Below are 26,529 nucleotides of genomic sequence, written 5' to 3' on the forward strand. Positions count from 1 at the left end.
GAGTTGCTCTCAGGCAACAGCCCACCCAGACATAGCCATTTTCAAGGTTCTTCACGGATTACCGGGATGGCGATTAACAGCGGATAGGCAAGATGGGGCGCAAGAGCCCTGCCGTTTGTTGGCCTTGAAGCTGTGCCCGAGCCTGTTATCGCGTGGGCGGATGCTTCTGGTTGCGCCCCCTCGGGCGCCTCACTTTTCTTTGAATTGCGCAAAGAAAAGTAAGCAAAAGAAAGCGCACCCCGGCATCCGGGTCTTCGCTGCGCTCAGACGTCCCTCCTTCCGGCGTGCCCCCGGAGCGACGATGGCGCGCGGGAACCCGCCGCAGGCGGGCCGGATGCAGGGGCAAGCGCTTTTGGTTACTTTTCGCGCGACTGCGAAAAGTGACTCGCCCAGTAGGGCGAAACCGGGCTGTCAGCCAGCACGGCAAGCGACCAATGACACCAAACGACAAGACAACACAATCTTGCCTATCCGCTGTTAACCTTCATGTCCCCCCGGTAATCCGTGAAGAACCTTTTTTAACGCAGCATCACCGATGCGCAGACAACTTCAAAACAGCCTCTCAGCGCCGAACCGGGCGCTTCTGCAACTTGCGCTGCAAGGTACGCCGGTGCATGCCCAGTGCGCGAGCCGTGGCGGAGATGTTGCCATCATGTTCGGCAAGCACGCGCTGAATATGTTCCCACTGCAGGCGATCGACCGACATCGGGTTTTCCGGCACCAGGCTGTCGAGGTCGGCATGCTCGGAGACCAAGGCGGTCAACACATCGTCGGCATCCGCCGGCTTGCACAGGTAGTTGGCCGCGCCGCGCTTGATCGCTTCCACCGCGGTGGCGATGCTCGAGTAGCCGGTGAGGATCACCACGCGCATTTCCGGGTCCAGCGCCAGCAGCTTCGGCAACAGCACCAACCCCGAGTCGCCTTCCATCTTCAGATCCAGCACCGCGTAGTCCGGCAGGTCCTGCTCGGCCAGGGCGAAGCCCTCTTCGGCGGAACCGGCGATCGACACGCGCAGGCCGCGGCGGCTCATCGCGCGGGCCATCACCCGGGTGAAGGTGGGGTCATCGTCGACCAGCAGCAGATGCGGCTGTTCTTCGCCTTCGATCAGGTTCTCTTCGCTCATAACATTCTCCATTACGCGGGCAGACGCGGCAGGCGCAACTCAGTGAGCGTGCCGCCGTCCTCATGGTTATAGAGTTTCACCGAACCGCCGGCCCGCGTCACGCTGGCCTGACTGAGGAACAGGCCGAGGCCGAAGCCTTTGCCCTTGGTGGTAAAGAAGGGTTTGCCGAGCTGCTCGGCAATCGCCAGCGGCACGCCGGCGCCATGGTCACGAATGCTGATGCACAACTCGGCGGCATTCCAATTCAGGCGGATCTCGAGCTGCTCGGGGCAGGCATCCGCCGCATTGTTCAGCAGATTGAGCAGCGCCTGGGTCAGCTCCGGTGGCGGCGACAAGCGCGGCACAGCGCCCGTGCCCAGCAGTTGGTAGCGATAACTGGCTTCCGGACGCATCAGGTGCCAACGATTCAGCGCGGTCTCCAGCCAGACACCCACCGCTTGTTCCTCGACCGTCAGACGGCGGTCGGCTTCGGCGGCGCGCACCAACTGTTGCAGGGTTTCCTTACAGAGTTTGACCTGTTCCTGCAGCACCGCCAGATCCTCCTGCAGCAGCGGGTCCGGGTGTTCGCGCCGAATCTCCTTGATCAGCACGCTCATGGTCGCCAGCGGCGTCCCCAGTTCATGGGCGGCGCCCGCGGCCTGGGTCGCCACGGCGAGCAATTGCTGGTCACGCATGCCTTCCTCGCGACGTTGTGCGCGCGACTGTTCCTGGCGGCGCAACTCCTCGGCCATCTTCGCCGCAAAGAAGGTGATCAGCGCCGCCGCCAGCGCAAAGCTCAGCCACATGCCATAGATCAGCAGCTTCTCGCGCTCCACCAGCTGCATATCCAGCGGGTGGTACCAGACCAGCAGCAGCGTGTAACTGGCCAGCGCCAGGCCGCTGAGGATCACCGAATAGAGCCACGGCAAAGTGGCCGCGGCGATGGTCAGCGGCACCAGGTAATAGGAGACGAAGGGGTTGGTCGAGCCGCCGGAAAAATACAGCAGCACGCTGTGGATGATCAGGTCACAGGCCAGCTGCCCGGCGTATTCCAGCTCGGTCACCGGCCACGGCCCGCGCAGGCGCAGGGCCGTCAGCACGCAGAGCAGGGCGGAAAGCCCGAGGGTGATGCCCAGCGCCAACCAGGGCAGCGGCAGGAAGTCCGACAGGTAGGCGAAGCCCACCGAGCCGGCCTGAGCGGCCAGCACCAGGATGCGGATCAGCGTCAGGCGCCAGAGATTCTGGTGGCTGGCCGATAACAATTGAACGGGCGCGAGCATGAGCTCTCCTGATGAGTGCTCCAGATGACCGGGGCGAGTATAACCATGCGGCGGGCCAGCCTGCCCAGCTGCGGCAACTCGCCGCAGTCAGCGCTTAAGGAACCCGGCCACGCGAGCCAGAGTCTGATACTCGTCGCCCACCCAAGGAAGCGCTATCGCGGTATCCGTCTAAATTGCCACGCAGTGCCGAAAAACCCTCACAAGGAGTTGTCATGCAGTCTCTTACCCGCCTTGCCGCCACCCTCGCCCTCACTTCTGCCGCCCTCATCAGCTTGCCGACCCTGGCCGACGAGGTGCGCTACAACCAAATCGCCCTGCGCGCCGAGGTCAGCCAGGACGTGGCCCACGACCTGATGCACGTCACCCTCTACAGCGAGGCGCAAAACAGCGACCCGGCCAAGCTCGCCGCCGAGACCACTCAGACCCTGAACAGCGCCGTGGAGCAGGCCCGCCAGGCGAAAAACGTCACCCTCAAACTCGGCAGCCGCAACAGCTACCCGGTCTACGACGACAAAGGTCAGCAGATCGCCGGCTGGCGCGAGCGTGCCGAACTACGCCTGGAAAGCGCCGACTTCGCCGCGCTCGCCAAGCTGACCGGCGAGCTGCTGAAGGACTTGAAGATGGGCAGCATGGACTTCGCCATCTCCACTCCTTCCCGCAAAAAGACCGAAGACCAGCTGCTGAAGGAAGCGGTCGCCGCCTTCAAGGCCCGCGCGCAGCTGGCCACCGAAGCCCTCGGCGGCAAGAGCTACAAGTTGGTCAACCTGAGCCTCAACAGCGCGGGCTTCCAGCCGATCCGGCCGATGCGCATGGATGCCCTGGCGAGCGGCATGTCGCTGTCCAAAGCCGCGCCGGTGCCGGAAATCGAGGCAGGCACCAGCGAGGTCACGGTCAACGCCGATGGCGTCATCGAAGTGCAGATGCCTTGAGCCACCCCATAGGCGCACCAAGGCGGTTCTGATCGACTCGCCACGAGTCGATCAGTGACCGTACAGTCACCAATTGAATTTCAATAAATATATATAAATCAATACATTACATTCTATCTCGGCAAGACCCGCAATTTTCCCGACTCGGCCCCTCTAGCCGGATCAAGAGCCCACAAACCCCTCTGCCCAACCCCATCTTTTTACAGAAATGCGACATCCACGGACGAACTCGCCACAGCTTCTACACTGTTTGGACCGCGTGACTTGCGCTGGGCATACGCCCTGCATAGTTTCACGCGGGTCGGCTCACGAGGCCGCACCTCAAACAATGACAACAAACCTGAGGCCATCATGCGTAAACACGTCGTCATTCCGTTCATGCTTACCGCTGGGCTGATCGCCAGCGCCCCCTTCGCCCATGCCGCCACTAGCCTGGTGTACTGCTCCGAAGGCAGTCCCGCCGGCTTCGACCCGGGCCAATACACCACCGGCACCGACTTCGACGCCTCGGCGGAAACCGTGTTCAACCGTCTGACCCAATTCGAGCGCGGCGGCACCGCGGTGATCCCCGGCCTGGCGACCAACTGGGAAGTCTCCGCCGATGGCCTGAGCTACAGCTTCCATCTGCGTGACGGCGTGAAGTTCCACACCACCGAGTACTTCAAGCCGAGCCGCGAATTCAACGCCGACGATGTGCTGTTCACCTTCCAGCGCATGCTCGACAAGAACCACCCGTTCCGCGTGGCCTACCCGACCGAGTTCCCCTACTTCACCGACATGGGCATGGACACCAATATCACCAAGCTGGAAAAGCTCGACGACAAGACCGTCAAGTTCACCCTGGCCAGTGTCGACGCGGCCTTTATCCAGAACCTGGCGATGAGCTTCGCCTCGATCCAGTCCGCCGAATACGCCGACCAGCTGTTGAAACAAGGCAAGGCCGCCGACATCAACCAGAAGCCGATCGGCACCGGCCCCTTCGTGTTCAAGCGTTACCAGAAGGACGCGCAGATTCGCTTCACCGGCAACAAGGACTACTGGGTGCCGGGCGATGTGAAGGTCGATAATCTGATCTTCTCCATCAGCACCGATGCCTCGGTGCGCATGCAGAAGCTCAAGGCCAACGAGTGCCAGATCACCCTCAATCCGCGCCCGGCCGACCTGGAGTCGCTGCAGAAAGACCCGAACATCCAGATGCCGTCGCAGCCGGGCTTCAACGATGGCTATATCGCCTACAACGTCCTGCACCAACCGCTGGACAAGCTGGAAGTGCGTCAGGCGCTGGACATGGCGGTGAACAAGCAAGCGATCATCGACGCGGTGTACCAGAGCGCCGGCCAGCTGGCCGTGAACGGCATGCCGCCGACCCAGTGGTCCTACGACGACACCATCAAGGACGCCGGCTACAACCCGGAGAAGGCCAAGGCGCTGCTGAAGGCCGCCGGCGTCAAGGAAGGCACCGAGATCACCCTCTGGGCCATGCCGGTGCAGCGCCCGTACAATCCCAACGCCAAGCTGATGGCCGAGATGCTGCAGAACGACTGGGGCAAAGTCGGGATCAAGGCGAAGATCGTCACCTACGAGTGGGGCGAGTACCTCAAGCGTTCCAAGGCCGGCGAGCACGACGCCATGCTGATCGGCTGGAGCGGCGACAACGGCGACCCGGACAACTGGCTGGGCACCCTGTACGGCTGCGACGCGGTGGAAGGCAACAACTTCTCCAAGTGGTGCCATGCCGACTACGACAAGCTGATCAAGGAGGCCAAACGCACCACCGACCAAGCCAAGCGCACCGAGCTGTACAAGCAGGCGCAGCACATCCTCAAGCGTGAAGTGCCGATCACCCCGATCGCCCACTCCACCGTGTACCAACCGATGCGCAAGAGCGTGCAGGACTTCAAGATCAGCCCGTTCGCCCTGAACTCCTTCTATGGTGTCAGCGTCGGTAAGTAACCCCAAAGAGCCTGTTCAAGAGCATCGCCAAAGCAGCAGATATTGAACAGGTTCTAAGCCTATTGCCGAGCCGGTTACCCACCGGCCCGGCAACCGTGCAGCGGCGGCCCACCCGGCCGCCATCTGCATGAACCGTCGTACCCTGGGGGAATATCCGATGCCCAGCCGCAATTTTCTGTTTTCCAGCCTGCTGTTGGCCGCGCTACTGGCCGGCACTGCGCAGGCCGCTTCCGACACCCTGGTGGTCTGCACCGAGGCCAGCCCCGAAGGCTTCGACATCGTTCAATACACCGCGGCAACTACCGCCGATGCTTCGGCGGAAACGGTGTTCGACCGGCTGGTGAGTTTCGTACCCGGCAGCACCGAGCTGCGCCCCGGCCTGGCCGAGCGCTGGGACATCTCCGCAGACGGCTTGAGCTACACCTTTCACCTGCGCCAAGGGGTGAAGTTTCATCACAGCAAAGCCTTCAACCCAAGCCGCAACTTGAATGCCGACGATGTGCTGTGGAGCTTCCAGCGCCAGCTCGACCCGCAGCACCCCTGGCACCAACTGGCCGGCCGGGGCTTTCCCTATGCCGAGTCGATGGGCATGGCGGCGCTGATCGAGCGCATCGACAAGCTCGACGACAGCACCCTGCGCTTCACCCTGAAGCATCCGGAGGCGCCGTTCCTGGCCGATCTGGCCATGGGTTTCGCCTCCATCTATTCCGCGGAATATGCCGAGCAGTTGCTCAGCCAGGGGCAGCCGGACCAGCTCAACAAGCAGCCGATCGGCACCGGGCCGTTTGTCTTCGAGCGCTACAGCAAAGATGCGCAAGTGCGCTTTACCGGCAACCCCGATTACTGGGACGGTGCGCCCAAACTGGCGCGGCTGATCTTCGCCATCAGCCCCGACCCCAACGTGCGCCAGCAACAACTCAAGGCCGGCGACTGCCAAGTCGCGCTCTACCCGCGGCCGACCGATATTCCGGCCCTGCGCGGCGATCCCGAGCTCAAGGTGTTGGAACTGGACTCGCTGCTGGTTGCCTATGTCGCCCTGAACACTCGGCATCCGCCCCTGGACGATGTGCGCGTGCGCCAGGCGCTCAATCTGGCCTTCGATAAAACCGTCTACCTGCGCGCCCAATTCGGCGCAGGCGGCGCCAGCCCCGCAGTGGCGCCCTACCCGCCGACGCTGTGGGGCCACGATGCGAGCCTCAAAGGCTGGCCACACGACCTGGAGCGCGCCCGCCAGTTGCTCAAGGCGGCCGGCCAGCAAGACGGCTTCCACCTGTCGATCTGGACCCGCCCCGGCGGCGGGCCGACCAACCCCAATCCCGGTATCGGTGCGCAAATGCTGCAGGCCGACCTGGCGAAAATCGGCATCCAAGCGGATATCCGCGTGTACGAATGGGGCGAACTGATCAAGCGGGCGAAGCACGGTGAACATGATCTGGTGTTTATGGGCTGGGCCGGCGACAACGGCGACCCGGACAACTTCCTCACGCCGAACCTGTCCTGCGCCGCCGCGGAAAGTGGCGAGAACCAGGCCGGCTGGTGCGATCCGCAGTTCGACGCGCTGATCACCAAGGCCCGCCAGGTGCCTGAGCAAGCGCAGCGCGCCGAACTGTACCGCCAGGCACTGGCGATTTTCCATAAGCAAGCGCCGTGGATTCCCCTGGCCCATCCCAAGCAATTCAGCGCACTGCGCCGCGACGTGGAGGGTTTCGTCCTGAGCCCGCTGGGCTCGAATAACTTTTCCAAGGTAGAACTTAAATGAACCTGTAAGAGCGGATTTATCCGCGATGCGCTTGGGCTACCGAGGCGCCCTCTTCGCGGATAAATCCGCTCCTACACAAGCATAACGAACCGACCGGCCTATGCAGCCAGTCGAGCAGATGAACCTGATGTGGAGTGCCGAAACACCATGCTGTCCTTTATCGCCCGCCGCCTGGGGCTGTTGATCCCCACCTTCTTCGGCATCACCTTGCTGACCTTCGCGCTGATCCGCCTGATCCCCGGCGACCCGGTGGAGGTGATGATGGGTGAACGCCGCGTCGACCCGGAAATGCACGCCCAGGCCCTGGAGCGCCTGGGCCTGAACAAGCCCCTGTATGAACAGTACCTGAACTACATCGGCGACCTCGCCCAGGGTAATTTGGGCGAATCGCTGCGCACCCGCGAGAGCGTCTGGCACGAGTTCCTCACCCTGTTTCCGGCGACCCTGGAGCTGTCCCTCGCCGCCCTGCTGTTCGCCGGCACGCTCGGCCTGCTGGCCGGGGTGATCGCGGCGTTGAAGCGCGGCTCATTGTTCGACCATGGGGTGATGGGCATCTCCCTGGCCGGCTACTCCATGCCGATTTTCTGGTGGGGCCTGCTGCTGATCATGTTCTTCTCCGTCGGCCTCGGCTGGACGCCGGTCTCCGGCCGCATCGACCTGCTCTACGACATCGAGCCGGTCACCGGCTTCATGCTCATCGACACCCTGCTCGGCGATGAGGAAGGGGCCTTTATCGACGCCCTCCGGCATCTGATCCTGCCGGCCATAGTGCTGGGCACCATCCCCTTGGCGGTGATAGCACGGATGACCCGCTCGGCGATGCTCGAAGTGCTGCGCGAAGACTACGTGCGCACCGCGCGCGCCAAGGGCCTGTCGCCGGCCCGCGTGATCTTCGTGCATGGCCTGCGCAATGCGCTGATCCCGGTGCTGACAGTGTTCGGCCTGCAGGTCGGCACGCTGCTGTCCGGCGCGGTGCTGACCGAGACCATCTTCTCCTGGCCGGGCATCGGTAAATGGCTGATCGAGTCGATCGGCGCCCGCGATTACCCGGTGGTGCAGAACGGCATCCTGTTGATCGCCTGCCTGGTGATCCTGGTCAATTTCAGCGTGGACATCCTCTATGGCCTGGTCAATCCACGCATCCGTCATCAACGCTAAGGAGGCTTGAGCATGCATACCACTACCACGCTGGCCGACCCGAGCGCCCTCTATCCCTCGCCGCTGAAAGAATTCTGGCAAGCCTTCGCGCGCAACAAGGGGGCGGTCGCCGGCCTGCTGTTCATGCTGCTGATCCTATTCTGCGCGCTGTTTGCGCCCTGGGTGGCGCCGCACGATCCCAGCGAGCAGTTTCGCGACTTCCTGCTGACCCCGCCGGTCTGGCTGGAGGGCGGCAATGCGCAGTTCCTGCTGGGCACCGACGAGCTCGGCCGGGACCTGCTGTCGCGCTTGATCCATGGTTCGCGCCTGTCGCTGCTGATCGGTTTGAGCTCGGTGCTGATGTCGCTGATTCCGGGGATTTTCCTCGGCCTGCTCGGCGGCTTCTTCCCGCGTGTCCTCGGCCCCGCGATCATGCGCGTGATGGACGTGATGCTGGCCCTGCCCTCGCTGCTGCTGGCGGTGGCGATTGTCGCCATCCTCGGCCCAGGACTGATCAATACGGTAATCGCGATCGCCGTCGTGTCGCTGCCGTCTTATGTGCGCCTGACCCGCGCCGCGGTGATGGGTGAACTGAACCGCGACTACGTCACCGCCGCGCGTCTGGCCGGCGCCGGCTTGCCGCGCCTGATGTTTATCACCGTGCTGCCCAACTGCATGGCCCCGCTGATCGTGCAGGCCAGCCTGAGCTTTTCCTCGGCGATTCTGGATGCCGCCGCGCTGGGCTTTCTCGGCCTCGGCGTCCAGCCGCCCACCCCGGAGTGGGGCACCATGCTGGCCTCGGCGCGCGACTACATCGAACGCGCCTGGTGGGTGGTCAGCCTGCCCGGCCTGACCATCCTGCTCAGCGTGTTGGCGATCAACCTGATGGGCGATGGATTGCGCGATGCACTGGACCCGAAACTCAAGAATGCAGTCTGAGGAGCCCGTCATGTCGCTTCTAGAAATCCGTAATCTCAGCGTGCGCTTCGGCGACGCGAATGCCGTGCCGGTGGTCGACGGCCTCGATCTGTCCGTCGAGAAGGGCGAAGTGCTGGCCATAGTCGGCGAGTCCGGCTCCGGCAAATCGGTGACCATGCTGGCGCTGATGGGGCTGATCGACGCCCCCGGCATAGTCCAGGCCGACGCACTCAGCTTCGATGGCACCGACATGCTCAAGCTGAAAGGCCGGCAACGCCGGCACATCATCGGTAAAGACCTGGCCATGGTCTTTCAGGACCCGATGACCGCCCTCAACCCCAGCTACACCGTGGGCTTCCAGATCGAGGAAGTGCTCCGCCAACACCTCGGCCTGTCCGCCAAGGCCGCCCGCCAACGGGCGCTGGAACTGCTGGAGCGGGTCGAGATTCCCGGCGCCGCCAGCCGCTTGAACGCTTATCCGCACCAGCTTTCCGGCGGCATGAGCCAGCGCGTGGCGATCGCCATGGCCATTGCCGGCGAGCCGAAACTGCTGATCGCCGACGAGCCGACCACCGCGCTGGACGTCACCATCCAGGCGCAAATCATGGACCTGCTGCTCGATCTGCAACGCGACCGGAATATGGCCCTGGTGCTGATCACCCACGACCTCGCGGTAGTGGCGGAAACCGCCGACCGCGTCTGCGTGATGTATGCCGGCCAGGCGGTGGAAGTCGGCAAGGTGCCGGAGCTGTTCGATGCGCCGGCGCACCCCTACACCGAAGCCCTGCTGGCGGCGATCCCCGAGCATTGCCAGGGTGCCGCGCGCCTGTCCACGCTGCCGGGCATAGTCCCCGGCCGTTACGACCGCCCGCACGGTTGCCTGCTTGCGCCGCGCTGCCCCTATGTCCAAGAGCGCTGCCGTGCCCAACGCCCGAGCCTCGACCCGAGCGCTCTGGGGGCCGTGCGTTGCTTCTTCCCACTGAACCAGCTGCCATCGAATCAGGAGGTGACGCGATGAGTGTCGTACTGACCGCCCGCGATCTCACCCGCCATTACGAGGTGTCCCGTGGTCTATTCAAGGGCCATGCCACCGTGCGCGCCTTGAACGGGGTGTCCTTCGAACTGGAGGCGGGCCAGACCCTGGCCGTGGTTGGCGAGTCCGGCTGCGGCAAGTCCACCCTGGCCCGTGCCCTGACCTTGATCGAGGAACCCTCGTCCGGCTCACTGCAGATTGGCGGCCAGGAAGTCACCGGTGCCAGCAAGGCCGAACGCAAGCAACTGCGCCGCGATGTGCAGATGGTCTTCCAAAGCCCCTACGCCTCGCTCAACCCGCGGCAGAAGATCGGCGATCAACTGGCCGAACCGCTGCTGATCAACACCTCGCTGTCGCGCAGCGAACGACGCGAGAAGGTTCAGGCGATGATGCAGCAGGTCGGCCTGCGCCCCGAGCATTACCAGCGCTACCCGCATATGTTCTCCGGCGGTCAGCGCCAGCGGATCGCCCTGGCGCGGGCGATGATGCTCCACCCCAAGGTGCTGGTGGCGGACGAACCGACTTCGGCACTCGACGTGTCGATCCAGGCCCAGGTGCTCAACCTGTTTATGGACCTGCAGGAAGAGTTCAACACCGCCTACGTGTTCATCTCGCACAACCTCTCGGTGGTGCGGCATGTCGCCGATCAGGTGCTGGTGATGTACCTCGGCCGCCCGGTGGAGATGGGCCCGAAGGCGCTGATCTACAGCCGCCCGCTGCACCCCTACACCCAGGCGCTGCTCTCGGCCACGCCGACCATCCACCCGGACCCGCTGAAACCGAAGATCAAGATAGTCGGCGAACTGCCCAACCCGCTCGACCCGCCTTCGGGCTGCGCGTTCCACAAGCGCTGTCCCTATGCCACCGAGCTGTGCAGCGTGGAGGAGCCGGCGCTACGTCTGCTGGATGCGCGGCAGGTGGCTTGCCACCATGCCGAGCGGATCAACGCGCTAGTCCTTCCGTAGAGTCGTAGGGCGGACTCAGGAGCGCAGCGAACAGTCCGCCGCTTATGCTGGCATACTGCTTCGCGAGTACGCCCTACCTGTTCACGATTTTGCGCAGCGCCTGGCGATGCGCAATCTAGCGCCCAAAGAAGCGGTAGAACGCGCGCAACTCGGCCTGCGCATCGCTCAAGCTGATCACGGTGAAGCGCAGGTTCTGCTGCGCCGGGCATTGCGCCAGTCGCCCCAGATCCAGCGGATGTAGCCAACCGAGCAGCGGATAACCGCCCATGGTCTGCCGGTCGGCCAGCAGCACGATCGGCTGACCATCCGGCGGCACCTGAATGGCGCCCGTCGCCACCCCCAACGACCATTGCCGCGCCGGCACGCTCAACGCCTGCCCCTGCAAGCGTGCGCCCATGCGGTCGGACTGCGGGCTGAGCTGCCAGTGTTGGGCGAAGAAGGCTTGCACCTGGTCTTCGCCGAAGCTGGCCGCATCGCCGCCCGTGATCACCCGCAGCAAGGGCAGCTGCCGATAGTCCGGGACATAGGGCCAGGGCACGCTGGCCGGACAGGGCAACTGCGCCGGCGCACAACCCAGGCAGTCGCCGGCCAGCAGCGCGCGCCCATCGGCGTGCACACCGCCCAACCCCTCGCGCACCTGACAGGCGACACTGCCCAGCACCGGCGGTGCGCTAAAGCCACCGACCGCCGCCAGATAACCGCGCTGGCCGCTGCGGGCAAACCCCAGGCTCAAGCGCTGGCCGGCCCGTAGCGGAAAACGCGACCAACCCGGCCGCACCTGCCCCGCCACCTGGATCGGCAGATCCGCGCCGCAGACGGCGACCCAGGTATCCACCTGGCTTTCCAGCTCCAGCCCGCCGAGCGCGACCTCCAACAGCGGCGTGCCCCACGCATTGCCCAGCAGCCGATTGGCCCAGGCCGCCGCCTGCTGATCCACTACCCCGGCTGGGGAGACGCCGAGATGCTGCCAGCCGAAACGCCCGGCATCCTGCAACAGGCTCAAGGGGCCCGGCTTGATGACCTTGAGCCCCCTCACAGCTCACCCCTCTCGGCGAGGTAGGTGTGCCGATCGATCGGTACGAAGCGCACTCGGTCGCCCAGCGCCAGCGGGCACACTGGCGTCGCCTGGGCATCGAACAGGCGCCACGGGCAACGGCCAATCAGGTGCCAGCCGCCTGGCGCGGCTTGTGGGTAGATCGCGGTTTGCCGTTCGGCAATCGCCAAGCTACCGGCCGGCACCCGCGTGCGCGGAGTGGCACGGCGCGGCAGCGCCAGACGGGCGTCCAGCTCGCCGAGGTAGGCGAAGCCCGGCGCGAAACCTATGGCGCCGACCCGGTATTCGCCCGCGCTGTGCAACTCGATCACCTCGGCCACGCTCAAACCGCAGGCGGCGGCCACGGCGGCGAGGTCTTCGGCGGCGTACCAGATAGGGATTTGCTGTAAGCGCCCGGCATTGCTTGGCGGCGGCTCGGCCTGCCAGGCTTCCAGCAGGGGCGCCAGCTGCGCCGCCAAGTGCAGGTGATCGGTGCGCATCAGGTCGTAGTGCAGCAGCAGGCTGGTCCAGCCGGGCACCAGGTCGATCAGCAGCGGGCCTAGACACTGACGGATACGCTCGGCCAGCCGCGCGATGCGCAGCGGCAGATCCGCGTCCGGGGCTTCGGCCAGCACCAGCAACAGCGCTTGCGCACCGGCCGGCTCGATTCGCATCATCGCCGGCTCATGCCGCGTCCAACAGCGCCCGCAGACGCCGCAGCACGGCCAGCGACTCGGCATTATCGCCATGCACGCAGAGGCTGTCGGCGCGCAGTTGCAGCGGCGCGCCATCCAGATCGGGGAAGGGGTCGGCGCGGGCAATCGCCAGGGCCTGCTGCAAGATCCGCTCGGGATCATGGTGCACCGCACCGGCCAGGCGGCGTGGCGCCAGTTGGCCATCGGCCAGATAAGCGCGGTCGGCGAAGGCCTCGAACAACAGCGGCACCCCGGCGGCCGCGGCCAGGCGCTGTTCGCGACGGTTGTCGGCCAGGGCCAGCACCATCAGCGGCAAGCCCGGGCGAAAGGCGGCACAGGCTTGCAGCACCGCGGTCAGTAAGCCGTCGTCGCGGACCAGGTCGTTGTACAGCGCGCCATGCGGTTTGACATAGGCCAGCTGGCTACCCGCGGCGCGGCAGAAGGCCTCCAGCGCGCCCAACTGATACAGCACCAAGGCCTGCACCTCCTCCGCCGAACAGGCCAGATGACGGCGGCCGAAGCCCAGCAGATCCGGATAAGCCGGATGGGCGCCAATCGCCACGCCGTGCTGCACCGCCAGGGCCACGGTGCGCTGCATGGTCAGCGGATCGGCGGCGTGGAAGCCACAGGCCAGGTTGGCCTGATCCACCAGCGGCATGGCGTGAGCATCGTCGCCCAGGCTCCAGACGCCGAAGCTTTCACCCATATCGCAGTTCAAGAGGATTCTATTCATGCCCTCAAGCTTAGAGCCGCGGCGGCGTGGCGGGAAGCGTGCAACAACAAAGCAGAGCAAAGCGCGGCTGTGTAGGGCGGTCTCGCCGCGCAGCGGCAGCCCGCCAACCCATGGCTCTTCGGCGTACTGCGCAGGGTGGCTCGTGCTCCTGGCGTACTGCCTGCGGCGAGTACACCCTACCTATGCGCTCGGCCGGCCACCACGTCAGTAAACGTCGCGGCGATAGCGGCCCTCTTCCGTCAGCGCCTGCACGGCCTCCGTGCCGAGCAGCTCGTGCAGCACCCGGTCAACGCCCTCGGCCATCCCCTGCAGGCTGCCGCAGACATAAATCGCCGCGCCCGCGGCCAGCCAGTTGCGCAGTTCATCCGCGGCCTCGCGCAGGCGATCCTGCACATAGATCCTCTGCGCCTGGTCGCGGGAGAAGGCCAGGTCCAGTCGCGCCAGCGCGCCCTCGGCCAACCAGCCGTGCAGTTCCGCGCGGCAGAAGAAGTCGTGGGCGGCGTTACGCTCGCCGAACAGCAGCCAGTTGCGCGTGCAGCCCTCGGCGATACGCGCCTTGAGCAGGCTGCGCAGACCCGCCAGACCGGTGCCGTTACCGAGCAGGATCAGCGGGCGCGGCTGTTGCGGCAGGTGGAAGCCGCTGTTGCGGCGCAGGCGCAGGCTGACCGCGGCGCCGACCGGCGCGTGCTCGGTCAGCCAGCCAGAACCCAGGCCCAAACTGCCGTCCGCGTGGCATTCCTGACGCACGATCAGCTCCAGCGCGCCATCACTCGGCAGCGAGGCTATCGAATACTCGCGCGCCGCCAGCGGAATCAGCGCATCGACCAAGGCTTGCGCATGCAGACCGACCAGATGCTCACGACTCTGTGGCAGTTGCCGGCTCGCCAGCGCCTGGGCCAGGGTTTCGCTCAGGCCGGCCCGTTGCACCGGTGTCTGCGCCGCCACGCCCAGGCCGGCGAGAAAGGCCTCGACCGCCGCGCTACTGTTACGCGGCAGCACCTCCACCAGATCGCCGGCGAGCCAGGCGGCCGCCGCGCTGTTGGGCGCAGCCAGGCGCAGCAGGAAGGTCGGCGCACCAGCGCTGCCAGCATTCAGCAACTCACGCCCGCTCAAGGTCCAGTTGGCGAAGTCTGCTGCCTGCCAGGACGCCAGCGCTTGGCTGCCGGTCCAGTGGCCGAGCTGCTGTTGCCAGTGTCGCAGTGCGCTGCCGTCGCCGTTATCCACCTCCACCGGCGCGAACAGACTCTGCGCGCCCTGCTGGCCGAGCCAGGCGTGCAAGCGCCGGGCAAAGCCGCAGAATTGCGCGTACTGCCGATCGCCCAGGGCCAGTACGGCGTACCTCAGGCTATCCAGCGTCACGGCTTGGCCGAGCAGCTTACGCTCGAAACCGCGGGCGCTGTCCGGTGCCTCGCCGTCACCGAAGGTGCTGACCACGAACAGCGCGTTCTGCGCCTGGCGCAGGCTCTGCTCGTCCAGCGTGGCCAGCGGCTGCACCCGCACCGGGTGGCCGGCGGCCTGCAGTTGCCCGGCCGTCTGCCAGGCCAGCTGTTCGGCGAAGCCGCTCTGGCTGGCGAAGCCGATCAGCCAACCCTCGGCGCCGCCGACACTGGCGGCCAAGCCACCACGGGCGGCACGCACCTGGCGCTGCTTGCGGCGGCGATCGAGGTAGAGCAACCAGCCGGTGATCGCAAACAGTGGCATTGTCAGGCTGGCGAGCATCATCAGGATGCGCCCGAGCAGGCCGAAGTAACTGCCGACATGCAACGCATAGACGCTGGCGAGCAGCTGACCGCCGAAGGGGTGTTCGGCATAACGCTGATGCCGGGCGATCTTGCCACTGGCCGGGTCCAGCTGGAGCTGGTTGAGCGCCCGTTCATGCGGCGAATTCTGCAATAGATAGAACACCGTCGCCGGCTGCCCGGCCACCGGTGGCAAGCGCAGGTTGTAAGCGCTCAGCTGCGGGCCGGCGGCGTTCTGGATACTGCGCCAGAGCGCCGGGTAATCCACCACCGGCGGCGGGCCGGATGGCGTCTGCATACCGGGTTTGCCACCGTCGCGGCGGCCCTCGCCCTTGCCGCGCTGCTCGCCGGCGGGGGCATCGCTCAGCAGGCGGGTCAGCCCGTCGCGATACCACTCGTAAGACCAATACAGCCCGGTCAGCGACGCCAACAGATAAAACGCCAGGCACCAGGTCCCGGCCACCGCGTGCAGATCCCAGTTGAAGCTCCGCCCCTTGCGCGCCCAGCCCAGGGTCAGCCAGGCGCGCCAGTTCAGCGCCTGGCGTGGCCAGCGCAGATAGAGGCCGGACAAACAAAAGAAGATCAGCATCAAGGTGCAGGCCGCGGTGATCTGCTGGCCGAACTCACCCAGGGCGAGGAAGCGGTGCAGCTGCAGCATCAGGCCAAAAAACTGCTGCCCCGTCGGCTCGTCTAGCAACTCGCCGCTGTAGGGGTCGAAATAGCGCATCGGCCCGCGCCGCTCGCCCGGCGGCGGGCTGAAGAACACCCGTGCGGCGTTATCGCCGCGGGTTTCCACCCACAGCCCGGAAACCGTCTGGCCTGCGGCGGCCTCGATCTTCTGCACCAGCTCGGCCGGCGCCAGCACGCCGGACTCACGCACCTGAACCCGCAAGGTCTCCGGGTTGAGCGCGCCCATGATCTCGCCCTCAAAGGCATACAGCGCACCGGTCACGCCCATCAACGCCAGCACCAAGCCGGCGCTGATGCCGAAGAACCAGTGCAACTGGAACAGAATTTTTTTCAACACGTGGATCACCTTGATGTCGCCCAGGCGGGACGACGGCTGTAGGAGCGAGCTCTGCTCGCGATTGCTTTGTGCGCGGTTAAGGTTCGCTACACATCGGCCCAGCGCCGTAGCAGGTTGTGGTACACGCCGGTCAACTGCACGCTGCTGGCGTGCCCGGCCCCTAGCTCCCGATTGAGTTGCTGGATGCTCGAATCCAGATCGAACAGCAGGCTGCGCTGGCCGTCATCGCGAACCATGCTTTGCAGCCAGAAGAACGAGCAGACTCGCGCACCACGGGTCACCGGGTTGACCCGGTGCAGGCTGGTGGACGGATAGAGGATCAAATCGCCGGCCGCCAGCTTGACGCTGTGCGCGCCGTAGGTGTCCTCCACCAGCAGCTCGCCGCCGTCGTACTCGTCCGGATTGGTGAAGAACAGCGTGGCGGACAGGTCGGTACGGATGCGCTCGCCCGTGCTACGCACTTCGCGCACGGCGTTATCCACATGCAGGCCGAAGGACTGGCCGCCCTGGTAGCAGTTGAACAGCGGCGGGAACACCTTGCTCGGCAGGGCTGCGGAGACGAACAACGGGTTGCGGCCAAGCGCCTGGAGAATCAACTCGCCCATCTGCCGGCCCTCGGGGCTGTCCTCGGGCAGTTGCAGGTTGTCCTTGGCCAATGCCGACTGGAAACCGGCCGTGGCCTTGCCATCGATCCACTGCGCCTGTTGCAGCAGGCGCCGGCAATCGGCGACCTGTTCGGGGGTCAACACCTTGGGGATATGCACCATCATCGCGACGATCTCCTGATACGCCAAAACCCCGCCGAATGGGCGGGGCTTTGATTGCAACGGTTTTAAGCTTTAGAACGAGTAGTTGGCGGTCAACACGGCGGAGCGACCGTCGCCGGGGACCATACCGCCCGTCGTGGCGTTAGTGCCAACGCTGGTACGCAGACGGTCGTAATACTCCTCGTCGAACAGGTTGTTAACGTTCAACTGCAGGCCCAGCTCTTTGCTGGCCTGGTAGCCCAGCATGGCGCCGTGCACCCAGTAGGAGTCGACCTTCGCAGTGCCGGCGTTGGCGACGTTGCGCTCATCGACGAACTGCACCCCATAACCCAGCTCGAAATCAGCCGGCAACTGGTAGGTGTTCCACAGGCTGAAGGAGCGCGGCGGGGTGTTGGCCAGTGCTTGACCTTCCTGCGCCTGATCGGCAACAGACGCACCCGCCTTGACGATCTCGCTGCTCAGCTGGGTGTAGGTGGCGAACGCCTGCCACTTGTCGGTGATCTTGCCGGACACCCCCAACTCTATACCGTCGACGCGCTGCACGCCCTCCAGTACGAACTGGGTGATATTGCTGTTACCCGTGACGTCGGCATCGATCCGGCCATTGGTCTTCTCGACTCGGAAGATCGCCGCGTTAAGCGACAGGCGCTGATCCAGCAGTTCCCACTTGGTACCCAACTCCCAGGTTTCGTTCTTCTCCGGATCGAGGTTCTCGTTGGCCGCGCTCAGGCCGGTGCCGGTGGTGGCCACACCTTGCGCCGAAGGGTTGAAGGAGTTGCCCCAGGCCACATAAACCGTGCCGTTCTCGACGGGCTTGTAAGCCAGCCCAACTCGACCGCTGACCACTTCATCCGAGGACTCGAACTGGGTACGCGGAGGGTTATTCGCGAACACCAGGCTATCGCTCTCGCCTTCGAATTTCTCATAGCGCACGCCGAGGCTCAGATCCCACTGATCGCTCAAGGCCAGAGTGTCGAACGCATAGAGCGCCTTGTCGGTCAGCTCGGAGTCCAGCGTCGAGGTCTTGGTCTTATTGGTCGGACCGCTGTAGTAACCCGGCGGGTTATGCAGGGCGTAGACCCGGCTGTGATCCAGGTTGTAGCTGAGACCGAAGCGGTCCAGGGTCTCGCGGGAGACTTCGGCGCCAGTCACCAGCGTATGGTCGATAAAACCAGTGGCGAAGTTCCAGGTCAGGTTGGTCTGGTTGATCGCCAGCTTGGTGGTGGTGTCGCGGCCCACGCCGGCGGTGTTAGCGCGATAGCGGTACTGATCGGTGCCGACCAGGGTGACGTAGCTGCGCGTGGTGATGGTGCGGTTATCGGTTTCGCTGTAACGCGCGAGGTTGCTCAGGCTGACCAGTTCGTTGAAGTCATGCTCGAACTTGACGGTGAGGGAGTCGACATCGACCTCTTCGGTATCGATATTTCTGAAGCCGAAATAAGTATCACGGTCCACATCCCCCACCACCTTGCCATTGATGGCCGGCAGGCCGTAGTCCGGCAGATTCTGGTCGGACTGGTGCAGGTAGCTCAGGGTCAGGCGGGTCGGGGTGCCGAGGCCGAAGCTGACCGAGGGCGCGATGCCCCAACGCTCGTAGTTGATCTGTTCGCGACCGGCCACGTCGTTCTCGTGGGCCATCAGGTTTAGGCGGAAGGCCGCGCCTTCGATGCCGTCCAGCGGCTGGTTGATATCCGCCGCCAGGCGATGGTAGCCGTCCGTGCCGAGGCCGGCTTGGAGATTATTCGAGGCGCGGAGTTTCGGCGTTTTGCTGACCATATTGATCGAGCCCGCCGTGGCGCCGGCACCGGCGTAGACCGAGCTCGGGCCCTTGACCACTTCCACCTGTTCCAGGTTGAAGGTGTCGGAACGGGTGATGTTGGCGCTGTCGCGCAGGCCATCGAGCATGATGTTGTTGGTGGCGCTGAAACCGCGGATGTTGATGCTGTCGCCATAGGCGCCGCCCTCGCCGGCCCCGAAGGTGATCCCGGAGACGTTGGACAGCACCTGGCGCAGGCTTAGCGCGTTCTGCTCCTTGATCACGGCCTCGGGCACTACGGTGATGGTCTGGGGCGTGTCCAGCAGCGGCGCGGTGTACTTCGGCGAGGAGGCCTGCTCGACCTTGTAGCTTTTCTCCTGGTCCTGCTTGCCTTGCACCTTGACCGCGCCCAGCTCGACGGCCTGGGTCTTGTCGTTCTGCGCGGCCAGGCCGGTGCAGGCATAGGAAGCCACGACCAGGCCGATGGCGGTAGCCAGTAGACGGCGTTGTGGCAGGCTTGAGGACAACAGTTTCTTGCTCATAAGAATCACTCCTCGTTCAAAATGAGGCGCGATTGTATTTGAGAAGAATTATCAATCAACGTTGACCGGCGATCTTTACGCTTTCTTTACACTTCTCCGCGGAACTCTCCTAAAGCCCGGTTGTTGGCGGCGCAAAAACAACAAACCCCGCCAGCGGCGGGGTTCGGGTCATTACCCAACTCTTACAAATAGAACGCCTTGAGCGGCGGAAAGCCGTTGAACTCCACCGCGCTGTAGCTGGTGGTATAGGCCCCGGTGGAGAGCCAGTAGAGGCGATCACCGATGGCCAGGTTCAGTGGCAGGCCGTACTTGTAGTTCTCGTACATGATGTCGGCGCTGTCGCAGGTCGGGCCGGCGATCACCACCTCCTCCATCTCGCCCTTCTTCTCGGTCCAGATCGGGAACTTGATCGACTCATCCATGGTTTCGATCAGGCCGGAGAACTTGCCGACATCGACATAGACCCAACGCTCGACGGCGGTGCGCGACTTGCGCGCCACCAGCACCACCTCGCTGACCAACATGCCGGCGTTGGCGATCAGGGAGCGGCCCGGCTCGAGGATGATTTCCGGCAGGTCATCGCCGAAGTCTTCCTTGAGGAAGCGGATGATCTCTTCGGCGTAGGTCTCCAGGCTGTTGGTCCGGGTGATGTAGTTGGCCGGGAAGCCGCCACCCATGTTGATCATCTTGAGCTCGATGCCGTCTTCTTCCTTCAGGCGCTCGAAGATCACCTTGACCTTGGCGATGGCCGCGTCCCACACGCTGATGTCGCGCTGCTGCGAGCCGACGTGGAAGGACACGCCGTAGGGCACCAGACCCAGCTCGCGGGCGAGAATCAGCAGGTCCATGGCCATGTCGGTCTGGCAGCCGAACTTGCGCGACAGCGGCCAATCCGCCGTGGTCGAGCCTTCTGTGAGGATGCGCACATAGACCTTCGAGCCCGGCGCGGCCTTGGCGACGTTGCGCAGGTCGGCTTCCGAGTCGGTGGCGTACATACGCACGCCCTTCTCGAAGAAGTAGCGGATGTCCTTGGATTTCTTGATGGTGTTGCCGTAGCTAATGCGCTCCGGGCCAACGCCCTGGCTCATCACCTTGTCCAGCTCGTAGATCGAGGCGATGTCGAAGTTCGAACCCTTGTCCTTGAGCAGATCGATGATCTCGACCGCCGGGTTGGCCTTCACCGCGTAGTAGACCTTGGCGAACTCGAAACCGGCGCGCAGGTCGTCGTAGGCCTGGCTGATGATCTGGGTGTCGATCACCACGAAGGGGGTTTCGTGCTGATCGGCGAACGCCTTCATTTTCTGGAAGGTTTCACGCGCGTAGTAGTCTTCGACCTGAATCGACATGCTAGGGACTCCATATGGCCAAACAAACAAAAGTGTTAAGGGGTGCCTTACTCAATAAACCGCAAAGCTCGAACGCCTAATCCGTTTCCCCACTTTGGTTCGCCTACTTCCCAAGGCATGTCGCCGAGGATTACCGGCCAGATGCGGCCAGCAACCTCTCGTCGTCAGTACTTGAGCCGGATGGATCGTTTCCAGCATGGACGTTCGGGCGCGAACTTTAGGAGCATGTGGGGCTGAGATCAATCAAAAATTGCCGCGCTATTACCTCAGTTTGTCGCCTCGGCAATTGACCGTTGCGGATTCAAAACAAGACGTCATGGAATGCTGCACAAGCCCCGCGCAACCTGACCGCCGGTCGGCCGCCGCCGAGGGCGCGCTTGCGTTATAATCGCCGCCTTTTTTGACAGACCGACTATCCGTCGAGGCGTTCCCCTCCTATGACCACTCAGGCCGCCGAAGTCGCGAAACGCCGCACCTTCGCCATCATTTCCCACCCGGACGCGGGTAAAACCACCATCACCGAGAAACTCCTGCTGATGGGCAAAGCCATTGCCATCGCCGGCACGGTGAAATCGCGTAAATCCGACCGCCACGCCACCTCCGACTGGATGGAGATGGAAAAGCAGCGCGGCATCTCCATCACCACCTCGGTGATGCAGTTCCCCTACCGCGAGCACATGATCAACCTGCTCGACACCCCCGGCCACGAGGACTTCTCCGAAGACACCTACCGCACCCTGACCGCGGTGGACTCGGCGCTGATGGTGCTGGACGGCGGTAAAGGCGTCGAACCGCGCACCATCGCCCTGATGGACGTCTGCCGCCTGCGCGACACGCCCATCGTCAGCTTTATCAACAAGCTCGACCGTGACATCCGCGACCCGATCGAGCTGCTCGACGAGATCGAGGCGGTGCTGAAGATCAAGGCCGCGCCGATCACCTGGCCGATTGGCTGCTACAAGGACTTCAAGGGCGTCTATCACCTGGCCGAAGACAAGATCATCGTGTACACCCCGGGCCACGGGCATGAGCGCACCGAGGTCAAAATCATCGAGCACCTCGACTCGGACGAAGCCCGCGCCCACCTGGGCGATGAGTACGAGCGCTTTATCGAGCAACTGGAGCTGGTGCAGGGCGCCTGCCACGAGTTCGACCAGGAAGCCTTCTACCAGGGCCAGATGACCCCGGTCTTCTTCGGCACCGCGCTGGGCAACTTCGGCGTCGATCACGTGCTGGACGCCGTGGTCGACTGGGCCCCGCGCCCGCTGCCGCGCGCCGCCCATGAACGTGTGGTGGAACCGACCGAGCACCGATTTACCGGCTTCGTGTTCAAGATCCAGGCAAACATGGACCCGAAACATAGGGATCGGATTGCCTTCATGCGCATCTGCTCGGGCAAATACGACAAGGGCATGAAACTGCGCCACGTGCGAATCGGCAAGGAGGTGCGAATCGGCGATGCGCTGACGTTCTTCTCCTCCGAGCGAGAGCAGTTGGAAGAGGCCTGGGCCGGCGACATCATCGGCCTGCACAACCACGGCACGATTCAGATCGGCGACACCTTCACCGAAGGCGAGAACCTCGGCTTCACCGGCATCCCGCACTTCGCCCCGGAGCTGTTTCGCCGCGTGCGCCTGAAGGACCCGCTCAAATCCAAGCAGCTGCGTCAGGGTCTGCAGGAGCTGGCCGAAGAAGGCGCCACCCAGGTGTTCTTCCCGCAGCGCAGCAACGACATCATCCTCGGCGCCGTCGGCGTGCTGCAGTTCGATGTGGTCGCCAGCCGCTTGAAGGAGGAATACAAGGTCGAGTGCGCCTACGAGCCGATCACCGTCTGGTCCGCGCGCTGGATCGAGTGTGACGACAAGAAAAAGCTCGAAGACTTCAAGGTCAAGGCCCTGGAAAACCTCGCCATCGACGGCGGCGGTCACCTCACCTACCTGGCGCCAACCCGGGTCAATCTGGCGCTGATGGAAGAGCGCTGGCCAGACATCAAGTTCCGCGCTACGCGTGAGCATCACTAAAAAGCCCCTCACCCCCACCCTCTCCCCAAAGGGGCGAGGGAGTTGGAGCAGCGGCGTCCTTGAGCCCTGCACAAAAATCCCCTCTCCCCTCCGGGGAGAGGGCTAGGGTGAGGGGAAACAGTCCCGCAACTTCACATGGAGGTGAAGTATGCCTAAAGGCTCACCGCGCCCAACAATCCGCCAGCGGGCTTTCGCCAAGCAATTGCGCCATGAGCTCACCGATTGCGAGCGCCTACTTTGGCAACAACTACGCAATCGCCAATTGGCCGGTATGAAGTTCCGCCGCCAATTCCCTCTGCCACCCTACGTTCTCGACTTTTACTGCGCAGAGTTCCACCTGGCCATTGAACTGGATGGAGGCCAACATTTCGGCGAAGCACAGCAACTCTACGACCAAAAGCGCAGCGCCTATGCAAGAGCCCAAGGACTCACGACCCTAAGGTTCAGCAACCTCGACATCCTGAACAACCTGGAAAGCGTACTCAGCACTATCCTCATGCAGGCTCAAAGCTCATCATTCTGCCCATGAACCTCATCGACACCCACACCCACCTGGACTTCCCCGGCTTCGATGCCGACCGCGGCGAAGTTCTCGCGAACTGTCGCGCGCTCGGAGTGGAACGCATGGTGGTACTCGGCGTCTATCAGGCCAATTGGCAACGGCTGTGGGAGCTGGTGAATCGCGAGGATGGCCTGCATGCCGCCTTCGGCCTGCATCCGGTCTATCTGGAGCAACACCAGCCGGAGCATCTGCACGAGCTGCGGCGCTGGCTGGAACGGCTCGCCGGGCAGCCCAAACTCTGCGCCGTCGGCGAGTTCGGCCTCGACTATTACCTGGAAACCCTCGACCGTGAGCGCCAGCAGGCGCTGTTCGAGGCGCAACTGGCACTGGCCGCCGAGTTTGCGCTACCGGCCCTGCTGCATGTGCGGCGCAGCCATGCGCAGGTGATCGCGACGCTGAAGCGCTTCAAGCTCAAGCGCGGCGGCATCATCCATGCGTTTGCCGGCAGCGCGGAAGAGGCCAAGGAATACCTCAAACTCGGCTTCAAACTGGGCCTCGGCGGGGCGCCGACCTGGCCGCAGGCCCAGCGCCTGCGCAAGGTGGTTGCCGCGCTGCCACTGGAGGCCCTGGTGCTGGAGACCGACGCCCCCGATATGGCCCCGGCCATGCACCCGAACCAGCGCAACAGCCCGGAATACCTGCCGCAGATCTGCGCGGCGCTGGCCGAGCTGAAGGGCATCAGCCCGGACGAACTGGCGGCGGCCAGCAGCCGCAACGCCTTCGAACTGTTCGGCTGGTAGGCGCAAGCGGAGCACGATCACAAAAACCATCCGAGCGCGGCGTCCTGCCTACCCGATATCGACTCAATCCTGCGTAACTTAAGGTTAAGAATGCGTCCATCACTGCGGTTCGGCATCGATCTGGGTGGCACAAAGATCGAAATAGTCGCCCTGGAAAATAACCAGCCGGTCCACCGTCGCCGACTAGCCACCCCGCAAGGCGACTACGCTGCCACCCTGGCGACTATTGCCGCTCTGGTGGCGCAGGCCGAGCGTGAACTGGGCGCCAGCGGCAGCCTTGGGGTCGGCATTCCGGGGACTCGCTCACCGGATCACGGGCGGATCAAGAACGCCAACTCGATCTGCCTGATCGACCAGGATCTGCAAGGCGACCTCGAGCGTTTGCTGCAACGCCCGGTGCGCCTGGCCAACGACGCCGACTGCTTCGCCCTCTCGGAGGCCAGCGACGGCGCCGGCGCCGGGGCGGCAACGGTATTCGGGGTCATCCTGGGAACCGGGGTCGGCGGCGGCGTGGTGGTTAATGGCCGCCTACTCAGCGGGCCGAACGCGATTGCTGGCGAATGGGGACACAACCCGCTGCCCTGGCACCGCCCCGAAGACGGCCCGGCCCGCCGCTGCTATTGCGGGCTGGAGGACTGCATCGAGACCTTCTTGTCCGGCCCCGGCTGGGCAGCCCGCAGCGGCCTGGCGCTGGACGCCGCCGCCTTGGCGCTGGCAGCCATGCGCGCCGACGCCGCCGCCCAGCAGGCGCTCGAGCGCTATTGCGACCAGTTGGCGCGCGGACTGGCCGCGGTCATCAACCTGCTCGACCCGCACGTGATCGTGCTGGGTGGCGGCCTGTCGAATATCGGCGCGCTGTATGAACAGGTGCCACGGCTATTGCCGCGCTACGTGTTTTCCGATCGGGTCAACACCCGGCTGCTGCCCGCCCAGCACGGCGATTCCAGCGGAGTCCGCGGCGCGGCCTGGTTGTGGGAGTGAAGCTTTCGCGCTCGCCGTAGGCTGGGTAGAGCGCAGCGAAACCCAGCTTGAGTGCAGCCACGTAGCTCAGATGCAATCCGGGCTACTCAGAGCAACAGCGTCCACACCGCAAGGCCGGCATACCACAGCACCGCGGCACGCACCAGCAACTGCCAGAGCCCGTCCAGGCTAGCGACGCCGGCCTCACCCAAAACCGGCTCGGACACCTCAGCCGCCGCGCGCCCGGCATGCACCACCAACTGCGCGGCGGAAACCTCCCAGTTCAGCAGTTCATGCAGCAACACTCGGCTGACCGCGACGAAGTTGCCCACCAACGCGAAGCTCGCCCCTAACAGCCGCACCGGCAGCCAGTCGAAGGCATGCCGCCACTGCACCGCGCGCTCGCGCACGATCGGCTGCTGGGCATGCTCAGTCATCAACGCCAAGAGCCGATAGGCCAACGCCGCCACCGGCCCGAGCAAGGCGTACCAGAAGATCACCGCAAAGAAACTCTGATAGGCCTGCCAGAGCAGATAGCTCTGCACCTGTTGCAGCAGGGCGCCGCCCTCCTCGGCCTGGAGCGCCAGATCGCGGCGAGCGACCAGATAGGCCGCCTCCGCATCGCCGCGCCGCCAACTGTCGCGGAAGGGGCCGAGCGCCGCCAGCGGATCGCCGCGCCCCAGGCTATAGACCAGCACCAGCAGATGCACCGGCAAGGCCAGCCAGCCATAAGCCAACGGCTCGAGCAGAGTCAGCAGCAAGGCCAGTGCCACCAGCGGCAGCAGCACCAGCAGCAGAACCGCCAGCCAGGGGCTCTCGATGAAGTCCGCCTGCCGCTCGACCCACGCCAGCAGACGCAGCCAGGGACCATCCTGCTGGATCTTGGCTCGCCAGGCCGAGAACTTCTCCACCCACAGCACCAACAGCAGCACCAGAAAGCTCATTGCCCATCCTCCTTAATCTGTTAACGCCACCCGCAGACGCAGCCAATCGAAAGCGGGCCCCGGGTCGGTTTTGCGCCCCGGCGCAATATCGCTGTGACCACAGATACGCTCTAAGGTGATCGCCGGATAGGCGTTCCGCAACACCCGGCTCAACTCCACCAACGCAGCATATTGAGCCTCAGTGAAAGGCAACTCGTCTGTCCCCTCCAACTCAATCCCGAGCGAGAAGTCATTGCAGTTCTCTCGCCCCTCGAACTGTGAAATCCCGGCATGCCAGGCACGCTCCAGGCAGGAGACAAACTGGGTCACCGCACCGTCACGCTCAATCAGAAAATGCGCCGACACCTGGAGCGCGGCAATTCCAGCAAAGTATGGGTGTTCATCCGCCGTCAGCCGATTTTGAAAGAACTCTTGCACCTTGCCGGTGCCGAATTGGCCTGGCGGCAGGCTAATGTTATGAAGCACCAGCAGGGAAATTTCCCCCTGCGGACGAACATTGCAATTGGGCGAGGGGCAGCGGCGCACACCCTCACACCAACCATTTGAACAATCCAACTGCATAGCGGCTCCTTGAACTGCCAACCACTC

22 protein-coding genes are annotated in these 26,529 nt (G+C 64.2%); 11 read left to right on the forward strand and 11 right to left on the reverse strand.

All coding sequences use genetic code 11. The annotated features are described in order from the left end of the window. Nucleotides 1–562: 562 nt before the first annotated feature. Both FFS12_RS13310 and FFS12_RS13315 read right to left on the reverse strand, forming a co-directional pair. Nucleotides 563–1,123: a response regulator transcription factor gene (locus tag FFS12_RS13310; protein ID WP_137818187.1), complete on the reverse strand. Its 561-nt coding sequence runs from the start codon at nucleotides 1,121–1,123 to the stop codon at nucleotides 563–565. An 11-nt stretch (nucleotides 1,124–1,134) separates the two neighbouring features. Next, nucleotides 1,135–2,382 carry an ATP-binding protein gene (locus FFS12_RS13315; protein WP_137818188.1) on the reverse strand — a complete coding sequence of 416 codons (1,248 nt, stop codon included), beginning with the start codon at nucleotides 2,380–2,382 and terminating at the stop codon, nucleotides 1,135–1,137. Nucleotides 2,383–2,594: 212 nt separating this feature from the next. On the opposite strand from FFS12_RS13315, the gene FFS12_RS13320 reads away from it, so the two are divergent. The 7 genes from FFS12_RS13320 to FFS12_RS13350 all read left to right on the forward strand — a co-directional run bounded on the left by FFS12_RS13320 (nucleotide 2,595) and on the right by FFS12_RS13350 (nucleotide 11,076). Beyond that, a complete protein-coding gene (locus FFS12_RS13320) occupies nucleotides 2,595–3,311 on the forward strand; it encodes an SIMPL domain-containing protein (RefSeq protein WP_137887264.1) in 717 nt (238 codons plus the stop codon). Between the two features lie 351 nt (nucleotides 3,312–3,662). Beyond that, on the forward strand, nucleotides 3,663–5,264 hold the full coding sequence (locus tag FFS12_RS13325) for an ABC transporter substrate-binding protein (protein WP_137887265.1): 1,602 nt from the start codon (nucleotides 3,663–3,665) through the stop codon (nucleotides 5,262–5,264). Between the two features lie 157 nt (nucleotides 5,265–5,421). Next, a complete protein-coding gene (locus tag FFS12_RS13330; RefSeq protein ID WP_137887266.1) occupies nucleotides 5,422–7,023 on the forward strand; it encodes an ABC transporter substrate-binding protein in 1,602 nt (533 codons plus the stop codon). A 147-nt stretch (nucleotides 7,024–7,170) separates the two neighbouring features. Further along, nucleotides 7,171–8,181: an ABC transporter permease subunit gene (locus tag FFS12_RS13335; protein ID WP_137887267.1), complete on the forward strand. Its 1,011-nt coding sequence runs from the start codon at nucleotides 7,171–7,173 to the stop codon at nucleotides 8,179–8,181. Between the two features lie 12 nt (nucleotides 8,182–8,193). Next, entirely contained in the window at nucleotides 8,194–9,099 is a 906-nt protein-coding gene (locus tag FFS12_RS13340) for an ABC transporter permease subunit (RefSeq protein ID WP_137887268.1), read from the forward strand. 10 nt (nucleotides 9,100–9,109) lie between these two features. Further along, the gene (locus FFS12_RS13345) at nucleotides 9,110–10,096 is read left to right on the forward strand and encodes an ABC transporter ATP-binding protein (protein WP_137887269.1); all 987 of its coding nucleotides are present in this window, start codon (nucleotides 9,110–9,112) and stop codon (nucleotides 10,094–10,096) included. After that, a complete protein-coding gene (locus FFS12_RS13350) occupies nucleotides 10,093–11,076 on the forward strand; it encodes a peptide ABC transporter ATP-binding protein (RefSeq protein ID WP_137887270.1) in 984 nt (327 codons plus the stop codon). Before FFS12_RS13345 ends, FFS12_RS13350 begins: the two co-directional genes overlap by 4 nt. Before the next feature lie 115 nt (nucleotides 11,077–11,191). On the opposite strand, the gene FFS12_RS13355 is transcribed toward FFS12_RS13350, so the two are convergent. From FFS12_RS13355 to FFS12_RS13385, 7 genes are all read right to left on the reverse strand, one after another. Beyond that, complete coding sequence (locus tag FFS12_RS13355; RefSeq protein WP_137887271.1) at nucleotides 11,192–12,112, reverse strand: biotin-dependent carboxyltransferase family protein; 921 nt, start codon at nucleotides 12,110–12,112, stop codon at nucleotides 11,192–11,194. Further along, complete coding sequence (pxpB, locus tag FFS12_RS13360) at nucleotides 12,109–12,786, reverse strand: 5-oxoprolinase subunit PxpB (protein WP_171006428.1); 678 nt, start codon at nucleotides 12,784–12,786, stop codon at nucleotides 12,109–12,111. Before pxpB ends, FFS12_RS13355 begins: the two co-directional genes overlap by 4 nt. A 7-nt stretch (nucleotides 12,787–12,793) precedes the next feature. Continuing rightward, on the reverse strand, nucleotides 12,794–13,537 hold the full coding sequence (locus tag FFS12_RS13365; RefSeq protein WP_137887272.1) for a 5-oxoprolinase subunit PxpA: 744 nt from the start codon (nucleotides 13,535–13,537) through the stop codon (nucleotides 12,794–12,796). Between the two features lie 204 nt (nucleotides 13,538–13,741). Further along, on the reverse strand, nucleotides 13,742–16,303 hold the full coding sequence (locus tag FFS12_RS13370) for a sulfite reductase flavoprotein subunit alpha (RefSeq protein WP_137887273.1): 2,562 nt from the start codon (nucleotides 16,301–16,303) through the stop codon (nucleotides 13,742–13,744). 86 nt (nucleotides 16,304–16,389) lie between these two features. Continuing rightward, complete coding sequence (locus FFS12_RS13375; RefSeq protein WP_137887274.1) at nucleotides 16,390–17,073, reverse strand: Fe2+-dependent dioxygenase; 684 nt, start codon at nucleotides 17,071–17,073, stop codon at nucleotides 16,390–16,392. 69 nt (nucleotides 17,074–17,142) lie between these two features. Continuing rightward, complete coding sequence (locus FFS12_RS13380; RefSeq protein WP_137887275.1) at nucleotides 17,143–19,368, reverse strand: TonB-dependent siderophore receptor; 2,226 nt, start codon at nucleotides 19,366–19,368, stop codon at nucleotides 17,143–17,145. A 182-nt stretch (nucleotides 19,369–19,550) separates the two neighbouring features. Further along, on the reverse strand, nucleotides 19,551–20,714 hold the full coding sequence (locus FFS12_RS13385) for a type III PLP-dependent enzyme (RefSeq protein WP_137887276.1): 1,164 nt from the start codon (nucleotides 20,712–20,714) through the stop codon (nucleotides 19,551–19,553). Nucleotides 20,715–21,151: 437 nt separating this feature from the next. Here FFS12_RS13385 and FFS12_RS13390 point away from each other — a divergent pair, with 437 nt between their 5' ends. From FFS12_RS13390 to FFS12_RS13405, 4 genes are all read left to right on the forward strand, one after another. Further along, nucleotides 21,152–22,735, forward strand: a complete 1,584-nt coding sequence (locus FFS12_RS13390; protein ID WP_137887277.1) for a peptide chain release factor 3 — start codon at nucleotides 21,152–21,154, stop codon at nucleotides 22,733–22,735. 148 nt (nucleotides 22,736–22,883) lie between these two features. Then, complete coding sequence (locus FFS12_RS13395) at nucleotides 22,884–23,264, forward strand: endonuclease domain-containing protein (protein ID WP_137887278.1); 381 nt, start codon at nucleotides 22,884–22,886, stop codon at nucleotides 23,262–23,264. Further along, nucleotides 23,261–24,037 (forward strand): TatD family hydrolase, encoded by a 777-nt coding sequence (locus FFS12_RS13400; RefSeq protein ID WP_137887279.1) that lies wholly within the window; start codon nucleotides 23,261–23,263, stop codon nucleotides 24,035–24,037. Before FFS12_RS13395 ends, FFS12_RS13400 begins: the two co-directional genes overlap by 4 nt. A gap of 90 nt (nucleotides 24,038–24,127) precedes the next feature. Beyond that, entirely contained in the window at nucleotides 24,128–25,018 is an 891-nt protein-coding gene (locus FFS12_RS13405) for an ROK family protein (protein ID WP_137887280.1), read from the forward strand. Between the two features lie 86 nt (nucleotides 25,019–25,104). On the opposite strand, the gene ampE is transcribed toward FFS12_RS13405, so the two are convergent. Beyond that, nucleotides 25,105–25,941 carry a regulatory signaling modulator protein AmpE gene (ampE, locus tag FFS12_RS13410; RefSeq protein WP_137887281.1) on the reverse strand — a complete coding sequence of 279 codons (837 nt, stop codon included), beginning with the start codon at nucleotides 25,939–25,941 and terminating at the stop codon, nucleotides 25,105–25,107. Nucleotides 25,942–25,953: 12 nt separating this feature from the next. Then, on the reverse strand, nucleotides 25,954–26,502 hold the full coding sequence (gene ampD, locus FFS12_RS13415) for a 1,6-anhydro-N-acetylmuramyl-L-alanine amidase AmpD (protein WP_137887282.1): 549 nt from the start codon (nucleotides 26,500–26,502) through the stop codon (nucleotides 25,954–25,956). Nucleotides 26,503–26,529: the final 27 nt, after the last annotated feature.

It is taken from the genome of Pseudomonas sp. 2FE (genome assembly GCF_005503735.1).
In the GTDB taxonomy this organism is placed as follows: domain Bacteria; phylum Pseudomonadota; class Gammaproteobacteria; order Pseudomonadales; family Pseudomonadaceae; genus Aquipseudomonas.